Source organism: Crossiella sp. S99.2 (genome assembly GCF_023094165.1).
In the GTDB taxonomy this organism is placed as follows: Bacteria; Actinomycetota; Actinomycetes; order Mycobacteriales; family Pseudonocardiaceae; genus Crossiella.
Window position 1 is genome coordinate 29441 of sequence record NZ_JALMDK010000005.1, and the last position, 18878, is coordinate 48318.

Annotated in this window: 12 protein-coding genes and 1 riboswitch; of the genes, 8 read left to right on the forward strand and 4 right to left on the reverse strand. The window is 72.7% G+C overall.

What is annotated here, in order from left to right:
• Positions 1–144: 144 nt before the first annotated feature.
• A riboswitch (cyclic di-AMP (ydaO/yuaA leader) is annotated at positions 145–296 on the forward strand.
• A gap of 14 nt (positions 297–310) precedes the next feature.
• The 3 genes from MZC64_RS48740 (at position 311) to MZC64_RS19945 (ending at position 4108) form a co-directional block, all read left to right on the forward strand.
• Entirely contained in the window at positions 311–1351 is a 1041-nt protein-coding gene (locus tag MZC64_RS48740; protein WP_247758857.1) for a C40 family peptidase, read from the forward strand.
• Between the two features lie 88 nt (positions 1352–1439).
• Positions 1440–2798, forward strand: a complete 1359-nt coding sequence (locus MZC64_RS19940; RefSeq protein WP_247758856.1) for a basic secretory family protein — start codon at positions 1440–1442, stop codon at positions 2796–2798.
• Between the two features lie 173 nt (positions 2799–2971).
• Positions 2972–4108, forward strand: coding sequence for a glycosyltransferase family 4 protein (locus tag MZC64_RS19945; protein ID WP_247758855.1), 1137 nt, complete (start codon positions 2972–2974; stop codon positions 4106–4108).
• On the opposite strand, the gene MZC64_RS19950 is transcribed toward MZC64_RS19945, so the two are convergent.
• The 4 genes from MZC64_RS19950 to MZC64_RS19965 form a co-directional block, all read right to left on the reverse strand.
• Entirely contained in the window at positions 4093–7179 is a 3087-nt protein-coding gene (locus MZC64_RS19950) for a BTAD domain-containing putative transcriptional regulator (RefSeq protein ID WP_247758854.1), read from the reverse strand. The two genes, MZC64_RS19945 and MZC64_RS19950, sit on opposite strands and share 16 nt — an antisense overlap.
• Entirely contained in the window at positions 7176–10397 is a 3222-nt protein-coding gene (locus MZC64_RS19955) for a transcriptional regulator (protein ID WP_247758853.1), read from the reverse strand. Before MZC64_RS19955 ends, MZC64_RS19950 begins: the two co-directional genes overlap by 4 nt.
• 28 nt (positions 10398–10425) lie before the next feature.
• A complete protein-coding gene (locus MZC64_RS19960; protein ID WP_247758852.1) occupies positions 10426–13617 on the reverse strand; it encodes a BTAD domain-containing putative transcriptional regulator in 3192 nt (1063 codons plus the stop codon).
• 183 nt (positions 13618–13800) lie between these two features.
• On the reverse strand, positions 13801–15594 hold the full coding sequence (locus MZC64_RS19965) for an AMP-dependent synthetase/ligase (protein WP_247758851.1): 1794 nt from the start codon (positions 15592–15594) through the stop codon (positions 13801–13803).
• A gap of 111 nt (positions 15595–15705) precedes the next feature.
• Between MZC64_RS19965 and MZC64_RS19970 the strand changes: the two genes are divergently transcribed.
• The 5 genes from MZC64_RS19970 (at position 15706) to MZC64_RS19990 (ending at position 18868) form a co-directional block, all read left to right on the forward strand.
• On the forward strand, positions 15706–16083 hold the full coding sequence (locus MZC64_RS19970) for a polyketide cyclase / dehydrase and lipid transport (RefSeq protein WP_247758850.1): 378 nt from the start codon (positions 15706–15708) through the stop codon (positions 16081–16083).
• Positions 16084–16092: 9 nt separating this feature from the next.
• Positions 16093–16539 carry an iron chaperone gene (locus MZC64_RS19975; RefSeq protein WP_247758849.1) on the forward strand — a complete coding sequence of 149 codons (447 nt, stop codon included), beginning with the start codon at positions 16093–16095 and terminating at the stop codon, positions 16537–16539.
• Complete coding sequence (locus tag MZC64_RS19980; protein WP_247758848.1) at positions 16536–17129, forward strand: Uma2 family endonuclease; 594 nt, start codon at positions 16536–16538, stop codon at positions 17127–17129. Before MZC64_RS19975 ends, MZC64_RS19980 begins: the two co-directional genes overlap by 4 nt.
• A 104-nt stretch (positions 17130–17233) precedes the next feature.
• Entirely contained in the window at positions 17234–18070 is an 837-nt protein-coding gene (locus MZC64_RS19985) for an acetylxylan esterase (protein ID WP_247758847.1), read from the forward strand.
• A 9-nt stretch (positions 18071–18079) separates the two neighbouring features.
• On the forward strand, positions 18080–18868 hold the full coding sequence (locus MZC64_RS19990) for a metallophosphoesterase (RefSeq protein WP_247758846.1): 789 nt from the start codon (positions 18080–18082) through the stop codon (positions 18866–18868).
• Positions 18869–18878 lie beyond the last annotated feature (10 nt).

Here is an 18878-nt window from a genome sequence, read left to right on the forward strand (position 1 = left end):
TGTTGTGTCGCTGGGTAACTAGTCCGATCGGGCGGCCGGGTCACGGCCAAACATCGGCTGCCCCCGGGCGGTGGACTGGGGGCCTCACTACTCGTAACCTGTCCGAGATCTCGCGGCGGACCGTCGTCCAACCGAGGGCGACAACGCGAGACACCGCCGAATCGGCTTGTCGGGGGCCGAACCGGGGACCCAGGCAGTTGGGGTGAATCGGGCGGGCCTGAACCTGGGCGCCGCGCGTAGGGCGACTTCGGGCCCGAACCCGTCAGCTAACCCGGTAAGCGGTAGCGAGCACGAAGGAGTAGTACGCCACGTGGCGTCGCATCGACTGAAGCGCACAATGCGCGGGGCCCTCGCGGCCTCAGCGGTTGTGGTAGCCGTCGGCCTCGCGCCGACGACCCCCGCGCTGGCCGACCCGGAACTGCCCGCCAACGCCTCCGAGGCGATGAAGCAGCTCCAGGAAATGTCCAAGGAAACCGAGAAGGTCGCGGAATCCCTGCACGAGGCCAAGGACGACCTCAACAAGAAGAACGCCGACCTGGAGAAGGCCAACAAGGAGGCCGAGGAAGCCAGCAAGCTCGGCGCCCTGGCCCGTGAGCAGGAACGGCAGCTCCGCGGGGACGTCGACAAGATGGCCTCCGCCGACTTCGAGGGCGCGCGGCTGAACCAGCTCAGCGCGCTGCTGATGTCGCGTTCGCCGAATGAGTTCCTGGACAAGATGGCGTTGCTCGACATGCTCGCGGGCGACAACAAGGACGCCATCGACAAGCTGCACGCCACCATCAAGCAGGCCGAGGACGCCGGCAAGCGTGCGGTGGAGGCCAAGGACCGCGCGCAGAAGGCCACGGACGAGGCCAAGCGGATCACCACCGAGCTGGACAAGCGCCGGGCCGAGCTGGAGACCCGCCGGTCCAAGGTGAAGGCGCAGTACGACAAGCTCACCCAGGATGAGCGGAACAAGCTCAAGGGCCCCGAGGACAACTCGGTCATCAACATCCCCGGCAACAGCGGGATCGCGGGCGCGGCGCTGGAGAAGGCGCTGAGCAAGCGTGGCTCGAGGTATGTCTACGGCGACGAGGGTCCGAGCACCTTCGACTGCTCCGGCCTGATCTACTGGGCCTACCAGCAGGTCGGCATGACCCTGCCGCGATCCAGTTCGCAGCAGGCCCGGATCGGCACCGCGGTGCCGGTCAGCGCCATCCAGCCGGGCGACCTGGTCGCCTACAAGGGCCACATCGGCATCTCGGTCGGCAACGGCAAGATGGTGCACGCGCCCACCACCGGCGACGTGGTCAAGATCGCCCCGCTGCAGAGCGGCATCGTCGCGGTCCGCCGGGTCGGGGTCGGCTCCTGAGCCACTCGTCCAGGTAAGTCCGTTTTTCCGCGGGGCCGTCACCGATCGGGTGTCGGCCCCGCGGCCTGTCCGGCCCTAGGATGCAGCTGTGTCCGGGGTTGGCCGGTACAGGAGCTGGCTGGTCGCCGCGGTGGCCGCCGTGCTGCTTGCTGGGCTGGCCGTGGTCGCCACCCCGCAGGCCCGCGACGCGGTCGACCCGCAGCCCCAGGTCACCACGCTGGACGCGGCGGGCCGCCCGGTCCCGCCGGAGGCCCCGGCCACCACCGCGGAGGCCCCGCGCGCCGCGGCCGTGGCCGAGCTGATGCGCCGCCGGGCCGAGGCGATCCTGCGCCGGGACGAGGCCACCTTCCTCGCCACCCTGGACCCCAACGCCGACTCGGCCTTCGCCACCGCCCAGCGCAACCTGTTCGTCAATCTCGCAGGCGTGCCGCTGAGCAGCTGGCGCTACCACCTCGAACCCGCCGAAGCCCTGGGCACCTCCGGGCTCACCTCCTACGCCCCCGACGCCGAGGAGCTGTTCGCGCCGAGGGTGGAGCTGAGCTACGCCCTGGGCGGCGGCGACGCGGTGGCCACCACCCGGCCGATGGGCTACCTGTTCGCCCGCTACGGCGAGGGCTGGTACCTGACCTCCGACTCCGCGCTGGAGGCCCAGGGCCGCCGCACCTGGCGCGGCCCGTGGGACTTCGGCCCCTGCGTGGTGCTGACCACCAACTCCGGCATCGTGCTGGGCCACCGGGCCAACCAGGCGCTGGCCCAGCGGGTGGCCAAGGAGCTGGACGCGGCGGTGCGCGCGGTCAGCGAGGTGTGGGGCCGGGAGTGGTCGCAGCGGGTGGTCGTGGTGCTGCCGGAGACCACCAGGGAACTGCAGGCCATGGTCGGCTCGGAGTTCGCGGTGGACTCCATCGCCGCGGTCGCCCTGGCCGACCGGGTGGACCACGAGCAGCAACTGGTCGAGGGCGCCCGGATCGTGTTCAACCCCAAGACCGCCACCCGGTTGTCGGCCAGCGCGCTGCGGGTGGTGCTGCGGCACGAGATCACCCACGTGGCCGCCAGGGCCGCCACCGTGGACGGCGCGCCGATGTGGCTGCTGGAGGGCTTCGCCGACTACGTGGGCTACCGCGGCTCGGGCATCGCCCCCACCGAGGCCGCCCCCGACCTGACCCGCCGGGTCCGCACCGAGGGCGGGGTGCTGGACCTGCCCGCCGACGCCGACTTCCGCTCCGGCGGCCAGAAACTGGACGTGGCCTACCAGTCGTCCTGGTCGCTGACCACGCACATCGCCGAACGCTTCGGCGAGGCCACCCTGGTGGAGCTGTACCGGCGGCTGGCCAGAGCAGGCCAGACCGACACCGCCGGACAGGACCGGATGCTGCGCGAGGTGCTGGGCGTGGACCGGATCAAACTTGTTGCGGGCTGGCGGGATTTCCTCCGCAAGACCTACAACTAGTGGTGCGGCCCGGAGCCTTCACCCGTCCTCGACCGCGCCACGACGCGACCGGCGGCGTTGCCGGGACACCCACGTACGACCCGGTACGCGGGTGCCCCGGCGCCTTGCCGGACGCGCCGTGACACGGCCGATACCGAGCGAATGCTCCGGGCCGAACCACTAGGGTTCCGCTCGTGCGCCGCACCCTGTTGGTCACGAACGACTTCCCGCCACGACCCGGTGGCATCCAGGCGTACCTGCACTCGCTGGCCACCGCGCTGCCCGCGGACCGCCTGGTGGTCTACGCGCCCGGCTGGGACGGGCCGCCCGCCTCGGCCGCCGAGTTCGACGCCGCCCAGCCGTTCCCGGTGGTGCGGCACGCTTCTCCGGTGCTGCTGCCCGAACCGGAGGTGGTGGCCAGGGCCGCGGACATCCTGCGGGCCGAGGGCTGCACCGCGGTGTGGTTCGGCGCGGCCGCCCCGCTGGGACTGCTGGCCGCGCGGTTGCGCTCGGCAGGGGCGCGCCGGGTGGTGGCGTGCAGTCACGGGCACGAGGTCGGCTGGTCGATGTTCCCCGGCGCGCGCTGGGCGCTGCGCCGGATCGGCGCCGCCGCCGACGTGGTCACCTGCGTGAGCCGCTACACCAGGGCCGCCATCGCCTCCGCCTTCGGCCCGCTGGCCGCCCTGGAACACCTGCCCGCGGGCGTGGACGCCACCTACTACCGCCCGGATTCCGTTGCCCGCCAGGAGATCCGCCGCCGGCACAACCTCGGCGCCGCCCCCGTGGTGCTGTGCCTGTCCCGGCTGGCCCCGCGCAAGGGCCAGGACACCCTGATCCGCGCCCTGCCCCGGATCCGGGCCAGGGTGCCCGGCGCCAAACTGCTGCTGGTCGGCGCCGGCCCGTACCGCAAACGCCTGCGCACACTGGCCCAACAGTCCACAGTGGACGAACACGTGATCTTCGCAGGCCACGTGCCCCCCAGCGAGACCCCCGCCTACTACGCCGCCGCCGACGTCTTCGCCCTGCCCTGCCGCAACCGCGGCTTCGGCCTGGACGTGGAAGGTCTGGGCCTGGTGTTCCTGGAGGCGGCGGCGAGCGGATTGCCGGTGGTGGCGGGCGATTCGGGCGGCGCGCCGGAGACGGTGCGGGACGGGGTGACCGGGACCGTGGTCAACCCGCGGTCGGTGCGCGCGGTGGCGGAGTCGGTGACCCGGTTGTTGCTGGATCCGGAGCTGGCGGCCTCGATGGGGCGGGCCGGGCGGGAGTGGATGCGGCGGGCCTGGCGCTGGGATGCGGCGGGGGCGCGGCTGGCGGGTTATCTGGACGGGTGAGCGGCGCCGAGTTCGGCCAGCAGGGCCTTGGCTTCCGCTTCGCCGCGTTCGTGTCCCATATTCTGGAAGGCGGACAACGCCTCGGTCGCGTGCCCGGTCGCCACGGCGGCCTCGCCCAGTCTGGCCTCGGTCCTGGCCAGCACCACCAGTGCCCTGGCCTCGAAGACCCCCTGCTGGGTGCGCTGGGCCAGGGCGACCGCGTCGGTGCCGTGCCGTCGGGCCTCGTCGAGTTCGTCGAGGTCCAGGTGGGCCATGGCGAGTCCGATCAGCGCACGGGCCAGCTCGGTGTGCTTCCGTAGTGGCGCCGCGAGGTTGAAAGCAGCGGTGAAGTGCTCGATCGCCAACCGGGACCGACCCTGCCGGTACTCCACGGTGCCAGCGGAGACACGGGAGTAGGCCGCGTTCATCCGGTGGCTCGCCGGGTCTGGGTCGGCGTGCATCTGGTCGAGCTGACGGCGGGCGTTCGGGTAGTCGCCGAGTTCGGCGTATGCCTCGGCGAGCAAGCCCGCGATGTTCATGTCCGGGGTGGTGAACCCGACGGCACTGCGGTGCTCCATTACCCGCAGCAGGCTTGCCACGGCGAGGTCAGGGCGATCCAGGTAGAGCAGCCTGCTGCCCTCTTCGGCAAGGTAGTACGAGCGCATTCCGGTCGCCTCGACCGCCCCTAGCAGCTCGGACGCGGCGGAGGAATGCTCGTGCGCGGCTACGAGCCTGCCCAGGCGCAGGGCCGCGGTGGCGAGATGGGCCTGGGCCTGGCCTTCCGCGTACTTTGAGCCCGCCCGCACCGCCACCCGGCTTGCGCGTTCGAAGTACTCGTAGGCCATGGCGAGCTGCCCGGCCAGGCCACGCGCGTGGCCGATGCGGGTCAGCGCCATGCTCTCGCCGACGAGCAGACCGATGTCCGCGTAGTGCGCTCTGGCCACGGCGGCGTGCCGCACCGCGGTGGCGTACCGCCCGTGCCAGAGCATCGTCTCGCTCAGCGAGATCAGGGTGTCCGCGACCCCCCGGCGATTCCCGGCCAGGCCGGCGGCCTGGACGGTCAGGTCGGCGATCGCCACTCGCTCGTCTTGCCGGTACTGGAACAGCATCACCCAGAGCATCGCGACACCGAGTACGGCGGCATCGGCCGGGTTGTGCTCAGCCGCTTGCGCGTGCACCGACTGCAGGGTCGCGAACTCGGTGCCGAACCAGGAGATGCTCTCGGGCAGGGTGTGCAGCCGGAACTGGGTGGGCGGTGCTTCCCAGTCGTCGACCACGGTGCCCGTGCTCTGCCCGTGCAGGAAGGCGAACACTTGGATGACGCCGCCCAGACAGTGGATCAGGAGCCGCCGTTCGGCGGCGGCCCGGTCCGCAGGGGCGTCCTCGGCCTGGTGCCGTTCATCAGCGTAGATCCGCAGCAGGTCGTGACTGCGGTACCGGCCGGTCCGGTATTCGTCGATCAGGTGCGCGTCGGCCAGTTCCCGCAGCATCGGCAGCGCCGGCTCCTCGGCGAGCGCGGTCGCCGCGGGTTCGGCGAGGTCGGCTCCCGGCACCACGCTCAGCAGCCGGAACATCCGCCGTGCCGCGGTGGACAAGGTCCGGTAGGACAGGTCGAACGCGCGCCGGACCGCGGTGTCCTGATCGTCCTCAATGGACAGTTCGCCGAGCCGGTCGTTGCTGCTCAGGCGGTGCAGGTATCCGGTCAGGTCGGGGGTGGGCAGGCAGGCGATGTTGGCCGCGGCCACCCGCAGGGCCAGCGGGAGGCGGGCGCAGAGGTCGGCGAGGCGGGTGGTCTCGGCCGGGTGGGCCTCGACCAGGTCCCGGCCCAGGGTGCGGGTGAGCAGGGTCCTGGCTTCGGCAGGGCTCAGCACGTCCAGGGTGACGCGGCGGCATTCGGGCAGGCCGGGGATGATGCCGCGGCTGGTGATCAGGGTGCGGCAGTGCGGGCCGGTGGGCACCAGGGGGGCGACGGTGGCGGCGTCGGCGGCGTTGTCCAGCAGGACCAGGAAGCGGCGCTTGGCCAGCAGCGACTGGTAGAGCTGGGACCGGCCGGGTTCGGTCGGCGGGATCTCGGATTCGGCCAGGCCGAAGGCGCGCAGGAAGCGGGCCAGCACGGCGAAGGGGGCCGGTTTCTCGCCGGGGGAGTAGCCGCGCAGGTCGACGTAGAGCTGGCCGTCGGGGTAGCGGTCCTTGAGCAGGTGTCCGATGTGGACGGCCAGCGCGGTCTTGCCGACGCCGGGCTGGCCGTAGATCACTGTGGTGCCCCTCGGCGCGCTGGTGATGGCCTCGATCAGGTCCGCGCGGCCGACGAAATCGTTGCTGTCCAACGGGAGTTGGTGGATGGGCGGGCCGCGGCGCGGGGGCGGGCCCGGCGGTGGGACCGCCTCGGTGAGGATGGCCTGGTGCAGGGCGCGGAGTTCGGCGGCGGGGTGGATGCCGAGCAGGTCGTGCAGCACGTCGCGGGCGGTCTGGTAGGTCTGCAGGGCCTCGGCCTGGCGGCCTGCCCTGGCCAGGGCGAGCATGAGCTGGGCCCAGTGGCGTTCGCGCAGCGGGTCCTGGGTGGTGAGCCGGCGCAGTTCCACGATCAGGCCGGTGTGCTCGCCGAGTTCCAGGTCCAGGTCGATGCGGCGTTCCAGGGCGCGCTGGTGGTCGGCCTCCACCCCGGCCACGGCCTGGCGCAGGGCGGGGGAGAAGACGTCGGAGAGCGCGGGGCCGCGCCAGAGCGCCAGCGCGGCGCGCAGGGTGTCCCGTTCGGCCTTCGGCTCGCCGGCGGCCTGGGCCAGCAGGGTGCGGAAGCGGTGCAGGTCAACGGAATCGGCCGGCACGTCGGCCTGGTAGCCGGTGGCGGTGGTGCGCAGCACCGGTTCGGGCAGCGCGGCGCGCAGGCGGCGGATGTAGGTCTGCAGCGCGTTCTTCGGGTTGCGCGGCGGTTCCTCCCACACCTGCCCGGTCAGCTCGGCGATGCTCACCGGCCGGCCTGGACGCAGCAGCAGCGCGGCCAGCACGGTGCGGTGTTTGCCTGCCAGGGTGGGCAGTGGCGCGCCGTCCTGCCGGACCTCGGTGGGGCCGAGCAGGCGGAACTCCAGTGTCACGGCGCGGCTCCCTGCGCGGCCAGCCGGGCGGCGAGCCCGGTGCGGTCGACCATGCCCAGCTCACGGTAGAGCGCCAGGGCTTCTGTCCACAGTGGACACGCGGCGGCCGGGCCGTCCAGCACCGATCGGGCGTTGCCCAGCACCTCCAGCGCGGTCGCGGCGGCCGGGCGGCGGCCGGTGTCCCGGTGCAGTGCCAGCGCGGCCTCGGCCAGTTCGGCCGCGGGCGCCGCCTCGCCCAGGGCCAGGCGGACCTCGGCCAGTTCGGTGAGCGCGTCGCCGAGCACGGTGCGCAGCCCGCCCGCGCGGGCGATGTGTTCGGCCGCCACCGCGTAGGGCAGCGCCTCGGCGGGTTCGTGCAGACCGCGGTGCACGGCGGAGAGGCCGACCGAGATCAGCACCGGGAAGGCCGGGTGTCCCGCGGCGTTGGCCAGTTCCCTGGCGGCCAGGTAGTGGTGGTGCGCCCTGGCCCATTCCCGGTGCCCGCGGTGGATGTCGGCGATCAGCGTGCGGGTGCCCGGCGCCAGCCGGTCCCGGGAGTTGTCCACCGCCACGGCCAGCGCCCGGTCCAGGTGCGCGCGGGCGCCGGGCAGGTCGGCGCGGGCCAGCTGGAGCCGGGCGCGGGCCTCGGCCACCATCCGTTCCTGCAACCCGCCCAGCCGCCGGGCCAGTGCCGCCGCCTCGGCCAGTCGCGCTTCGGCCTCGGTGAACTCGCCCAGCGCGGCCAGGGTGTCGGCCAGCTGCACCAGGCACTGCGCCTCGGACTCGTGCGCGTGGTGCCTGCGCATGATCTTGCAGGCGTGCTCGATCCGTTCCTTGGCCTCGGTCAGCCTGCCGACCGCGACGTAGGCCGAGTGCAGGCCCTGACTGGCATATGCCTCGCCGGCCGGGTAGCGCGCCTCCCGGCTGAGCCGGATCGCCTTGGTGTAGCGGGCGATCGCCCTGGGGAAGCGGCAGGCCACCTCGTAGGCCATCGCGATGTTGGCCAGCACCAGCCCTTCCCCGCCGAGCCCGCCCACCTCCCGGTACCGCAGCACGGAGCGCGTGCCGTGCCGCACCGCGTCGGCCACCCGCCCGTACAGCGAGAGCACCCCGCTGAGCCCGTTGTGCATGTCGGCCTGGCCGATGACGTACCCGCGCCGGATCGCCGCGCGCAGCCCGGTCTCGCAGATGAGCACCTGCTCCTCGAAGTGCCCGTTGGTCCAGAAGTGGTTGGTCAGCGCGGTCGCCAGGTCCACGCACAGCTCGTCCGGCCGGTCCTCGGTGGCCAGCACGGTGGCGATCAGGGTGGCGCGTTCCTCGTCCAGCCAGTGCTTGGCCGCCACCGGCTCGTCGAAGGGGGCGAGTTTGCCGACCACGGCCCGGTTGCGCGGGGCCTCGGCGTAGAGCAGCACGGTGCCGTAGTTCGCGCAGTCCAGCAGGTAGTCGAAGAGCTGTTGCCTGGCCTGGGACACCTCCTCCGGACTGTCCTCCAGATCGCGTTGCTGGCCGGTGTAGAGCCGGAGCAGGTCGTGGAACTGGTAGCGGCCCTCCCGGTGTTCCTGGACCAGGTGCGCGGTGGCCAGCGCCTGCAGCAGCTCCTCGGCCCTGGCCAGCTCGAATCCGGTGAGCGCGGCGGCGTGCGCGGCGGTGAAGTCCGGGCCGGGCACCAGGCCGAGCAGTCGGAAAAGTCGTTGCGCGGCAACGGAGAGCGTGCCGTAGGACAGGTCGAAGGCGCGGTGCACGGCCGCGTCGTCGTCGCCGTCGATGGCCAGTGCGGCCAGCCGGTTGCCGGTGGCCAGCTCGTGCACGTAGCCGGGCAGGTCGGGTTCGCCGCGGATGGTCAGGTTGGCCGCGGCGATCCGCAGGGCCAGCGGCAGCCGGGCGCACAGTCCGGCCAGTTCGGTGGCCGCTGCCGGGTGCGCCGCCAGGTGCTCGCCGCCCAGGATCGCGCCGATGAGGGCGAGGGAATCCTGTTCTCCCAACGGATCCAGCCGGATCCGCGGAGTGTCCACAGTAGACAGAGCATTGCGGCTGGTGACCAGTCCGGCGCTGCCGGGGGAGTCCGGCAGCAGCGGCAGCAGCTGTTCGGCCGAGCCCGCGTTGTCCAGCAGCACCAGCACCCGCCGCCCGGCCAGCAGCGCCCGGTACTTGCTGATCCGGTCCGCGCTCCGGTACGGCACCTGGTCGGCGGGCACGCCGAGGGCACGCAGGAACTGGCCGAGCACCTGCGCCGGGTCGAGGCGCTCGCCGGGGCAGAAGCCGCGCAGGTTGACGTAGAGCTGCCCGTCCGGGAAGGCCGGACGCAGCAGGTGCCCAGCGCGCACGGCCAGCGCGGTCTTGCCGATGCCGGGCTGCCCGCAGACCAGCACCCGCCGCGCCTGCTGGCGCACCAGCAGGCCGGTGAGCGCGCGTAGTTCCTCCCTGCGGCCGGTGAAGTCGCCGATGTCGGAGGGCAGCTGGCAGGCCGGTCGCCAGAGCACGGCCGGGGCGGCGGGCGGGGCGAGTTCGGGCGCGTTGGTGAGCACGGCCTCGTGCATCCAGCGCAGCCGCGGCCCCGGCTGCACCTGGAGTTCGGTGTGCAGGGTGGCCGCGGCGGTGGCGTAGGCCTGCACCGCCTCGGCCGGGCGCTGGGCGCGGTAGAGGGCGAGCATGAGCTGGCTCCAGAACACCTCGTGCACCGGGTGCTGCCGGGTGAGCAGCTGGAGTTCGCCGATCACCGCGTTGTGCTCGCCGCGGTCGAGGTCGAGCTGGATCCGCCGGGCCAGCGCGGTCAGCCGCAGTCCGGCCCAGCGGGCCGTCTCGGGGGTGGCGAACTCCGGCGCGGGCACGTCCGCGAACGCCTCGCCGCGCCACTGGGCCAGCGCGGCGGTCAGTTCGGCGTGTTCGGCCGCGGTGTCCTGGGCCTCGTCGGCCCGCCGCAGGTGCGCGGCGAAGCGGTGCAGGTCGACGGCTTCGGCCGGCACGTCGAGCAGGTAGCCGTGCTCGACGGTACGGATGGCCGCGGCGCCGAGCTGGCCGCGCAGCCGCTGCACATAGGTGTGCACCGCGCCGCGCGGGTTGCGCGGCCTGCCGTCAGCAGGCCACAGGTGCCCCGCGATGGTCTCGGCCGCCACCGGCCTGCGCGGGTTCAGCAGCAGACAGGCCAGCAGGATCCGGTGCTGGGCCGCGCCGATCCGCAGCGGCTGGCCGTCCTTGGTCACCTGCAGTGGGCCGAGGACCCGGAAATCCAGCTCGGTCACGCCTACCGCCCCCTCTCCGCTGATCTGTCTACTCGACCCCAGCGGGTTCCCGGTGCCGCCCCCACAACTCGGCGAAGAGCGCGTCGGCCCGCTGCCGGTAGGACTGGGCCGCGGCGGTGTCCGCGCCGAGGGCCAGGCCGTCGGCGATGATCAGCAGCGTGCGGGCCTCGCCGAGCCGGTGCCCGGTCTCGGTGTGCAGGTCCAGGGCCTGCTGTGCGGTGGCCAGGGCCACGCCCGCGCCGCCGCCGGCCAGCGCGGCCGCGGCCAGCGCGGTCAGCGCCTGGCCGATCTTGACCTGCCGGCCTGCCGCGCGGGCCACCCGTTCGGCCTCCCGGCCGCAGTGCAGTGCCTCCTCGGCGGCGCCCGCGGCGGTGTGCGCCTGGGTGAGCACGATCAGCGCGTCGATCTCGGTGCCGGCGTGCGCGATGTCGCGGGCCAGGCCGAGTGAGCCGGTGGCGGCGCGCAGCGCGGCGGTGTGCTCGCCGGCGGCCAGGTGCAGGGCGGCCTGGGTGCACAGCGCGTCGCATTCGGTGCGCCGGTCGTCCACCGTGCGCGCGTTGGCCAGCGCGGCCTCGGCGTGCCGGGCGGCTTCGGCGTGCTCGCCCAGGTCCAGGTGCACCCTGGCCAGCGCCTCCTGGGTGTTGGCCTGGTCGTAGCGGGAGCCGTGGTCGGCGTAGAAGTCCAGCGCCTCGCCCAGGTGCGCGGCGGCGGTGCGCAGCCTGCCGAGGTCGGCCAGCACGATGGAGAGGTTGACCAGGGTGCTGTGCGCCAGGGCCGCCGCGCCGAGTTCGCGGTGCAGGGTGACCGCCTGGAGCAGGTGGTCGGCGGCCTCGGTGAGCCTGCCGAACACCGCGTGCGCGATGCCCAGGTTGTTCAGCGTGGTGGCGGTGGCCTTGGCGGTGGCCACCGTGCGCGGCCGGCCGGCGCGCAGGCTCAGCGCGCGCTGGAAGTGCTCGACGGCCTGCTGGTAGTCGCCGCCGTTGCTGTGCGCGGTGCCGATGTTGTGGTGCATGGTCGCGGCGGCCTCGACCTCGCCGTGCTGCTGGGCGGCGCGCAGCGCGGCGTGCCCGGCGGCCAGCCATTCCGCGGTGTGCCGGTGCGCGTAGAAGTACAGCCGCAGCGAGTCGATGAGGTGCCAGGCGGTCTCCGGCGGCCCGTGGTCGGCGGCGTGGTGCACCGCGGCGAGCAGGTTGGCGCGTTCGGTGTCCAGCCAGGCCAGCGCGGCCGGGCCGGTGTCGAACTCGGGCGCGGGGACGTCCTCGGCGTCCCTGGGCAGCAGCAGCGCGTCGGGGTAGAGCCGCCGGATCGCGTGGTCCGCGCCGGCCAGGTAGGCCGCGAACAGCCGCCGTCTGGCCGCGGCCAGGTCCGCGCCGGAGTCCTCTTCCTCGCCCAGGTCCAGGGCGTAGCGGCGGAGCAGGTCGTGGAAGTGGAAACGTCCGGTGCGCGGGGCAGGGTCGGAGAGGTGGCCGACCAGGTTGGCCGCGGCCAGCCGGTCCAGCAGCCGGTCCGCCTCGGCCAGGTCGATCCCGGCCAGCGCGGCGGCGGCCTGGGCGGTGAAGTCGGGGCCGGGCACCAGGCCGAGGTGCCGGAACAGGCGGCGGGCGTCGGCGGGCAGCGCGGTGTAGGACAGGTCGAAGGCGGCGTGCACCGCGGTCTGGTCGTCGCCGTCGATGCTCAGCGCGGCGATGGTGCCCGCGCGCAGTTCGTCCCGGTAGCCGCCGAGGGTGTGCCGGGGGTTGCTGACCAGGTTGGCCGCGGCGATCCGCAAGGCGAGGGGCAGCCGGGCGCACAGTTCGGCCAGCGCGTCCGCCGCTAGGGGTTCGGCGGCCACCCGCTCCGGCCCGAGGATGGCGGCCAGCAGCCCGCGAGCCTCCGGCCGGTCCAGCACCTCCAGGGTGAGCCTGCGCGCGCCCTGCAGCGCGGTGAGCCCGCGCAGGTCGTCCCGGCTGGTCACCAGCACCCCGCAGCGCGCCTCGGCGGGCAGCAGCGGCCGGACCTGGTCGGCGGCGGCCGCGTTGTCCAGCACCACCAGCATCCGGCGGCCGGTGAGCAGCGACCGGTACAGCGCGGCCTGCTCCTCGATCTCGGCCGGGATCTGCTTCTGCGCCACTCCGAGCACCCGCAGGAAGTGCGCGAGCGCCTCGGCCACGGTCATCGGCCTGCTGGTGGCATGGCCGCGCAGGTTGATGTGCAGCTGCCCGTCCGGGAACCGCTCGCCGAGCCGGTGCGCGGCCCGCACAGCCAGCGCGGTCTTGCCGATGCCTGGCGGTCCGGAGAGCACCACGATCGGCGCCGCGGTGCCCGGCGCCGCCCCGGCCAGCAGCTCGCCGATCTGGGTCAGTTCCGGCTCGCGGCCCACGAAGTCGGCCAGGTCGGGCGGGAGCTGACGCGGCACCCCGGCCCGTGGCGCCTCGGCGGTGGCGGCGGGGTCGACCGGGCAGGGCGCGGCCAGCGCGGGGTCGTTGACCAGGATCGCCCGGTGCAGCTGGCGCAGCGCCTCACCGGGGTCGATGCCCAGTTCCTCGGCCAGGGTGTCGCTGACCTGGTGGAAGGTGCGCAGCGCCTCGGCCTGCCGGTCGCAGCGGTAGAGGGCGAGCATGAGCTGGTGCCAGAACCGCTCGCGCAGCGGGTGCTCGGCGGTGAGCCGCTGCAGCTCACCGGCGAGTTCGGTGTGCCGGCCCAGCTGCAGGTCCACCTCGATCCGCCGTTCCAGGACCTGCAGTCGTTCCTCGGCCAGCCGGGGCGCCTCGTCCCGGCGCAGCGCGTCCGAGGGCACCCCGGTGAGCGCCTCGCCGCGCCAGAGCGCCAGCGCCGCCCGCAGCCGGTCGGCCTCCCCGGCCGGATCGCCCTGCGCGGCCAGTGCCCGGCCCTGTTCCAGCAGCTCGCGGAAGGCGAACAGGTCGAGCTGGGCGGGGGTGAGCCGGATCAGGTAGCCCTCAGGCCGGGTGTGCACGAGCTGGTCGGGGCCGGGTTCGTCGCCCAGGGCCTGGCGCAGCCGCATCACGTAGGTCTGCAGGGTGCCGCGGGCGCGGGCGGGCGGGTACTCGCCCCAGATCCGGTCGGTCAGCTCCTCCAGCGGCACCACCTGGTTGGCCCGCAGCAGCAGGGTGGCCAGCAGCGCCCGGTGTTTTCCGGCCCGGACCTCGATCGGCAGTCCGCCTCGGCGGACCTCGACCGGTCCGAGAATCCGGAAAACCACCTCCTTGGGCGCTGATTCCATCAAATCCTTCCCCCTGTGCCCTGGTTGCGGGCACCATGAAACCCGGGTGGAGCGTGCCCCGAACACTGTAGGCCGCCGCGTTAGCCACACGTCAGCGAGACGACAGCGCCGTCCGGCAATCTTCTTGCCAGGGGGGCCGGGTGGCCCGCGCTACAGGGGGACGAAGCGCGGGTCACCCGATATTTATTTCTGGCTGTACATGCCGGTGATCTCGGTCGAGTAGGTCTCGTTCACCACGTTCCGGCGCAGCTTCAGACTCGGCGTCAGCTCGCCACCGGCCTCGGTGAAGTCCACCGGCAGGATCCGGAACTTCTTGATCGCCTCCGCGTTGGACACCGCCTGGTTGGCCTCGGCCACCGCGGCCTCGATCTCCCCGCGCAGGTCCGCGTCCTCGCTCAACTCGGCCACGGTGGCGGCCTCGGGCTTGCCGTGCTGCTTCTTCCAGGCCGGGAAGAACTCCGGGTCCACCGTGATCAGCGCGGCGATGAAGGGCTGCCGGTCGCCGACCACCATGCACTGGCTGATCAGCGGGTGCGCCCGGAGCCGGTCCTCCAGCACCGCGGGGGCGACGTTCTTGCCGCCCGCGGTCACGATGATCTCCTTCTTCCGGCCGGTGATGCTGAGGAAGCCCTCGTCATCGAGTTCGCCCAGGTCACCGGTGTGGAACCAGTCGTCCCGGACGGCCTCGGCGCTGGCCGCCTCGTTCTTCCAGTAGCGCTGGAAGACGATCTCGCCCTTGATCAGCACCTCGCCGTCCTCGTCGATGCGCACCGAGGTGCCCGCCACCGGGCGGCCGACCGAGCCGATCCGGATCGCGTCCTGGGTGTTCACGCAGGCCGCGGCGCTGGTCTCGGTGAGGCCGTAGCCCTCGTAGACGGTGACGCCGACGCCGCGGAAGAAGTGCGCCAGCCGGGTGCCCAGCGGCGCGCCGCCGGAGACCGCGGCCTGGCAGCGGCCGCCGAGGGCGTTGCGCAGCTTGACGTAGACCAGCTTGTCGAAGATCGCGTGCTTGATCTTGAGCCCGAGCCCGGCGCCGCCGTGGTCGGCCGCCTCGCTGTAGGCCACCGCGGTGGCCTCGGCCAGGTCGAAGATCTTGCCCTTGCCGTCGCCGTGCGCCTTCTGCTTGGCGCCGTTGTAGACCTTCTCGAACACCCGCGGCACCGAGACCACCAGGGTCGGGCGGAACGTGCCGAGGTCGGCGACCAGGTTCTTCACATCGGCGGTGTGCCCGACCGTGGTGCGGGTGTAGACCGCGCACACCGCCAGCACCCTGGCCAGCACGTGCGCCAGCGGCAGGAAGGCCAGCAGCGAGTTCCCGGCCTGCAACAGGGTGGGGAAGGCGGAGATGGCGGCGCGGATCTCGGAGAGCAGGTTGCGGTGGGACAGCTCGCAGCCCTTGGGGCGGCCGGTGGTCCCGGAGGTGTAGATGATGGTGGCCAGGTCATCGGCCCGGACCGCCGCGCGCCGGGCGTGCACCTCGGCGTCGGGGATGTCCTTGCCCGCCTCGACCAGTTCGGCCACCGCGCCGGCCTCGACCTGCCACACGTGCTTCAGCTCGGGCAGGTTGCCGCGCACCCCGTCCAGGGTGCTGCGGTGCGCCGCGGTCTCCACGACCACCGCGCGCGCCCCCGAGTCGGACAGGTTCCACTCGACCTGGGCGGCCGCCGAGGTCTCGTAGATCGGCACGCTGACCGCGCCGGCGAACCAGATCGCGTAGTCGAAGAGGGTCCACTCGTAGCGGGTCTTGGACAGCAGACCGATCCGGTCGCCCTGCTGGATGCCCGCCGCGATGAAGCCCTTGGCCACCGCGACGACCTCGGCCGCGAAGTCCTTGGCGGTCACGTCCAGCCAGGTGCCATCCACCCGTCTGCGGAAACTCACCGCTGTGGCGAACCGCTCGGCGTTGGCCTGCACCATGTCGGTGAGGTTCTCCTCATCGGCCACGGTGGCGGTGGCCGGGACGCTGAACTCTCGCACGTCAACCTCGCTAACGGGGGGACGGTGTTACTGACGGGTTAACCTAGCTCTTTGTGACGCTGTGACAATAGGGCGTAACCCACCTGTGGCCGTTATGGCACGCTTCGTCCCATGTCCTCGGTAGACGTGGTCGACGAACTCTTCATCACGGTCCCGCCGTCCACCCTGGCCGCCAGCCTGGCCGATCCGGCCGCCTGGCGCGAGTACTGGCCGGACCTGGAACTGTCTGTCTACGCCGACCGCGGCGCCGAGGGCCTGCGCTGGACGGTCTCCGGCGCGCTCACCGGCACCATGGAACTGTGGCTGGAAGCCGTGCTGGACGGCACCGTGGTGCACTACTTCCTGCGCGCCGACCGGCCGGGAGAGGTCCCGTTCACCCCGCGCGAGGCCCAGCGCGAGACCGTGCGCCGCCAGCGAGCCCAGAAAAAGGTCGCCTTCACCTGGAAGGACCTGCTGGAAGCCGGGCGCGCTGTCGGTGTCGCGCCCTAGCCTGCCTGCATGCAGAGCAGCGCGGACACCGTCGAGGAGTACCTGGCCGAACTGCCGGCGGACCGGCGCGAGATCGTCGCCGCCGTCCGCGAGGTGGTGCTGGCGAACCTGCCCGAGGGCTACGCCGAGGGCATGGACTTCGGGATGATCTGCTGGCACATCCCACTGAGCCGCTACCCCAAGACCTACAACGGCCACCCGCTCGGCTACGTCGCGCTGGCCTCGCAGAAGCAATACCTGTCGCTGTACCTGATGGGGATCTACGGCCAGGCGGACGGGGCCGAGGAGTTCCGGGCGCGGTTCGAGGCCACCGGGCGCAAGCTCAACATGGGCAAGTCCTGCGTGCGCTTCAAGAAGCTGACCGACCTGCCGCTGGAGCTGATCGGCGAGGTGGTGGCCCAGGTTCCGGTGGAGCGCTACATCGAGATCTACGAGAACGCCCGCGGCGCACGGTGAGCCTCGACCGGTCGGCGCTCGCCGGTGCCGCGCTGGGTCGCCTGCTGACCATCGCCGAGTACCAGGCCCTGGGCGAGATCGAGTTCGGCTACAGCGAACTCCAGGAGGGCCGGGTGGTGATGTCGCCGAACCAGGACGTCACGCATGCCCGGACCGCACAGCGGTTCGCGGACCAGCTGACCAGGCAACTACCGGCGGGCGTCGAACTGATCTGCCGGGTCGACATCGACCTGGAGCTGGCCCCGGCTGATCAGCCGGGATCGTCCCGGCGACCGGATCTGGTGGTTGTCGACCAGGCGTGCCTGCCCCGGGTACGAGCCGAGGGCGGCATGATCCGCGCTGATGAGGTGGTGCTCGCCGTCGAGGTCGCGGCGCGTGACTCCCGGCGGACCGACCACGTGCTCAAACGCCAGGACTACGCCGACGCGGGAATCCCGCACTACTGGATTCTCGATGTCGGCGAGCCCGTCGCACTGGTCTCGTGCCGACTGGCCGGGAAGTTCGGCTACCAGGACGAGCCCAGGGCCACCGGCGTCTTCTCCACCAGTGCGCCGTTCCCGATCACCGTCGATCTGAACCACCTCAACTAGCGCAGGCCCGTCCGGGCGGCCGCCCGGTCAGCGCTGACCGCACCATCGGCCCCTCTTGCCCGGCCGCCGTCGATCCTGCCCGGCAAACCCAGTACCAAAGGGGCATGAGAACTCTCCAGCGGTTCGCCGCTGTCGCCGCGGCCCTGCTGGCCACCACGGTGATCACCCCCGTGGCCGCCGCTCCGGTCGCCTGCCCGTCGGTCAACGGCAACTGGTCCGCCCCCGGCCCCTTCGCCGTCACCAGCGCCTCCACCGGCAACGGCCACACCCTCTTCCGCCCCACCACCCTCGGCACCCTCGGCTGCGCCAAGCACCCGGTGCTGCTCTGGGCCAACGGCGCGCTGGGCACCGTCGAGGCATACGCCCCGCTGCTCACCCACTTCGCCTCGCACGGCTTCATCGTCGCCGCCGGCGAGGGCCAGTCCGGTTCCGGCCAACCGCTGCTCGCCGGACTCGACCACCTGACCGCCGAGAACGCCAAGCCGGGCAGCGTCTACGCGGGCAAGGTCGACCTGGACCGGGTCGGCGCCACCGGGCACTCCCTCGGCGGCGGGGCCGCGATCGGCGCTGGCGCGGACCCGCGGGTGGACACCGTCGCGCCGCTGTTCGGCGGGCCGTTCAACAACCCGGGCAACCTGCGTGGACCCGCGTTCTTCACCGCGGGGCAGCACGATCTTGTGGTGGGCTCGCCGGTGGTGTGGAGCCAGTACGCGCGGGCCGGGCAGGTGCCCGCGATCTTCGGCGAACTGCGTGGCGCCGGGCACCTGGCCAGCTTCGACCTGCGCGGGCCGGTGACGGCCTGGTTCCGCTGGCAGCTCCTGGGCGACAGCCAGGCACGCGGGCTGTTCTCCGGGCAGAACTGCGGGTACTGCGGGGCGGGTGCGGGGACGCCGTGGTCGAAGTTCGAGCGCAACGCGAAAGCGGAAGCCACCGCGACCTAAAGTCGTTGTGTGCGAGTTCATGTGGTCTCCGACGTCCATGGCAACGCCGACGCGCTGGCCAGGGCAGGGGACGGGGCGGACGCGCTGGTCGTGCTCGGCGACCTGCTGGACTTCGTCGACTACCACCAGCACGAGCGCGGGATCTTCGGCGCGGTCTTCGGCGCGGAGAAGGTCCGCCAGTTCGCCGAGTTGCGCAAGGGCGGGCGGCGGGGTGAGGCCGGGGCGTTCGTGCGCTCGCTGTGGGCCGGGCTGGCCGACGCGGGCGCGGTGATCGAGGAGGCGGCGCGGGAGCAGTACGCGGCCATGTTCGGCGCGATGACCGCGCCGACCTATGCCACCCCCGGCAACGTCGACCTGCCCTACCTGTGGAAAGAGTTCGCCGGGGCTGATCTCCAGGTCCTCGACGGGGATGTGACCGAGATCGGCGGGCTGCGCTTCGGCTTTGTCGGCGGGGCGCTGCTGGCCCCCGGCACCAGCCTGCCCAAGCAGGCGCCCTGGCTGCCCTACCTGCGTTCGGAGCAGGAGTACGCCGAGGCTGTGCTCGATCTCACCGCGGTCGACGTGCTCTGCACGCATATTCCTCCGGCACGGGCCGAACTGACCTACGACGTGATCGCACGCCGGGCCGAGTTCGGCTCCCGGGCCATCCTGGAGGTCATTGACCGGGACCGGCCGCGCTGGTCGGTGTTCGGGCACGTGCATCAGCCGCTGGCCCAGCGGATCCGGATCGGGCGGACCGAATGCGTCAACGTGGGTCATTTCCAGCGCCGGGAGCTGCCGTACGTGCTGCGGTGGTGACCCCCGAACG

Excerpts from the sequence above, each read along its gene's own strand:
- MZC64_RS19960 (WP_247758852.1), bottom strand. The coding sequence starts at position 13,617 with ATGGAATCAGCGCCCAAGGAGGTGGTTTTCCGGATTCTCGGACCGGTC.
- MZC64_RS19970 (WP_247758850.1), top strand. The coding sequence starts at position 15,706 with ATGTCCTCGGTAGACGTGGTCGACGAACTCTTCATCACGGTCCCGCCG.
- MZC64_RS19975 (WP_247758849.1), top strand. The coding sequence starts at position 16,093 with ATGCAGAGCAGCGCGGACACCGTCGAGGAGTACCTGGCCGAACTGCCG.
- MZC64_RS19985 (WP_247758847.1), top strand. The coding sequence starts at position 17,234 with ATGAGAACTCTCCAGCGGTTCGCCGCTGTCGCCGCGGCCCTGCTGGCC.